This window comes from Mesobacillus sp. (assembly GCF_049588175.1).
GTDB lineage: Bacteria > Bacillota > Bacilli > Bacillales > Cytobacillaceae > Mesobacillus.
This window is the reverse complement of record NZ_JBAVFI010000753.1, coordinates 1-2,239: the sequence shown is the minus strand read 5'-3', so window position 1 is coordinate 2,239 and position 2,239 is coordinate 1. Positions and strand designations below refer to the sequence as shown.

The 2,239-nt window shown below is 40.3% G+C and carries 5 protein-coding genes; 4 read left to right on the top strand and 1 reads right to left on the bottom strand.

The window, feature by feature from the left end; all coding sequences use genetic code 11:
• The first annotated feature begins 98 nt into the window (after positions 1-98).
• The 4 genes from WB217_RS18255 to WB217_RS18240 all read left to right on the top strand — a co-directional run bounded on the left by WB217_RS18255 (position 99) and on the right by WB217_RS18240 (position 1,595).
• The gene (locus WB217_RS18255; RefSeq protein ID WP_423994730.1) at positions 99-326 is read left to right on the top strand and encodes a spore coat protein; all 228 of its coding nucleotides are present in this window, start codon (positions 99-101) and stop codon (positions 324-326) included.
• A gap of 130 nt (positions 327-456) precedes the next feature.
• Positions 457-894 carry a spore coat protein gene (locus tag WB217_RS18250; protein ID WP_423994729.1) on the top strand — a complete coding sequence of 146 codons (438 nt, stop codon included), beginning with the start codon at positions 457-459 and terminating at the stop codon, positions 892-894.
• Positions 895-923: 29 nt separating this feature from the next.
• Entirely contained in the window at positions 924-1,355 is a 432-nt protein-coding gene (locus WB217_RS18245; RefSeq protein WP_423994728.1) for a spore coat protein, read from the top strand.
• A gap of 81 nt (positions 1,356-1,436) precedes the next feature.
• Positions 1,437-1,595 (top strand): hypothetical protein, encoded by a 159-nt coding sequence (locus WB217_RS18240; RefSeq protein ID WP_423994727.1) that lies wholly within the window; start codon positions 1,437-1,439, stop codon positions 1,593-1,595.
• Here the strand turns inward: WB217_RS18240 and WB217_RS18235 are convergent.
• The coding region (locus WB217_RS18235; protein WP_423994726.1) for an agmatinase family protein at positions 1,586-2,239 on the bottom strand (654 nt) is incomplete at its 5' end. The genes WB217_RS18240 and WB217_RS18235 overlap by 10 nt on opposite strands.

Below are 2,239 nucleotides of genomic sequence, written 5' to 3'. Positions count from 1 at the left end.
CATGAGTATATCTTGCGTAATTGGTTTCCCGCCCTGTCCAGTCAGCAAAAGTGAACATAACATAATAGGACGAAATCATATCCAAAGGAGAGATAATCATGAATGACCACCCCAAAAAACCGAATGCTATTCCTAACAGTCTCATCGACTTATTTGTAAATGATATCTTACAGAAAAATGGAATCAGTAAAAATGAAGTGAAAGAAAATCTTTCGGATGACAAAAAACAGGCAATCAAGGAACTGGTTGAAGATCTAAGCAAACAAGTAGATTCCTTCATTAATGCCTCCAACAATTCTAATAAAAATCCCGGTTCAAAAAAATAGACTTTACCCCTGACACCCTATAAATGGGTGTCTATTTTTTGAAAATGGGGCTCTTTTTAGGGAATATACACAAGCTATTGCGAGGTTCCAATAATATGATATTCCATACTAGATTAAAGGAGTGAAAGCAATGTCAAGATATTATTACCATGATAATTACAAACCGCACCATTCAGGCAATAACTGCAAGAAGAAAGCGAATGTAGAACAGGAAGCAGTCCAGATAGAGTCCACTGAACAAAATTCTGACGAACTAATTTGGATTAAAGATTCCTGCAACGTCAAAGTTCAAACAAGCGACACCCAAGCAGCTGTTTCTCTGCAGGTTGCCCTCCAGTTAGCCATCGCATTAGTGATCAGTGTAACAATCGGCGATTCAGCACAAGGCCAATACGTAGCACAACAGCTTACTCAAGAAATTGGCACTGAACAAACAAACACACAAAAGATTATCATCACTAACTCTAAAGATGTCAACGTAACAACAACTGACACAGACGTAGCAGTAAATGTTCAGGCATTACTGCAGGTTTTGGTTGCACTCGTTGCTGAATTAGACATTTTTTAAACTATTAATCTAGAAAGAGGTGAAAAAATATGAGCCAAGATAAAAAGTGGAGAGCATTGGACCACTGTGAAACTGGTAAAGGTGAAGATGCTGAAGTTACTCAAGAGGCAGATCAAAAGGCCGTTACTAAACAACAATCATACGAATGGATCATTATCAAGGATTCAGAATGCGTTGATGTCCATACAACAGATACTCAGGCAGCTATTTCTCTTCAATTAGGTCTTCAGGCTGCTATCGCAGCAGTTATCAGCATTACAATCGGTGATTCAGAACGAGGAAATGCTGTTGTGAATGAGATTAAACAAGTCATCAAGACAAAGCAAAAAAACACTCAAAAAACGGTCATTGAAGGATCAAAACATGTCGAAGTAAGAACGACTGACACGGATATTGCTGTCAATATCCAGGCCCTTCTACAAATCTTAGTCGCCCTAGTTGCAAAATTGGACATTGGATAATCCTTCCAAAAAATTGGATAGACTGAATTAGAAAAGCGCAAGCGCCTTGGTCAGCCCCGACAAGCGCTGGAGGGCCGACCGGTGAAGTCGTTCTTTGACTTCATTGGGCGGATCGATGCGACTAGAGGGGCTAGGCGCTGGAGCTGGACATTTCTCGAAGTGAATTTTATGCTTTCTTATCTTTTAAAGAAGCCTGCAGACCAAAGTCTGCAGGCTCTTCCAAATGAGGTTTATTTTTGAATATACATGAAACGAAGCATCGCTGCTGCTGCAAGTCTACTGGTAAGATCGCGGAAATCCTTCGATGGATCAATTTCAACAATGTCCATCGCCTTTACTTTTTCATGGGATGCAGCAGCAGAAATACTTGATAACAGTTCCCTGCTGGTAATACCTCCTGGGCCAATAGCTGGGCAACCAGGAGCAAATGCCTGGTCTACAACATCCATATCTACCGATAAGTAAATGATGTCTACCAGATTAGTTAATCTGTCTAATTCTTTTTTTATTATAGGTACGATTCCATTCATTTCTATGTCAGCCATAGTATAAACCGAAATGCCCTTTTCCTTTGTATAATCATGATATTTTTTCGCATTGGCATAATCACGTATGCCGACCTGAACTAAATGCTCCCCTTTTATGAACCCACCCTCAATCAGGCTTCTGAATGGAGTTCCGTTCGTCCTTCCTCCATCCTCTAAATTCCTGACATCATGGTGGGCATCCCATTGAATCACACCTATTTTACCAAACCGTTCATGGAACGCACGGATAGAAGGATAACTGACTCCATGGTCCCCTCCAAGCATGATATAACGGTCGCAAGCATTTTTATCAATCATTTCTTTCACACTAATATGGAGACGTTCAAGCGATTCTTC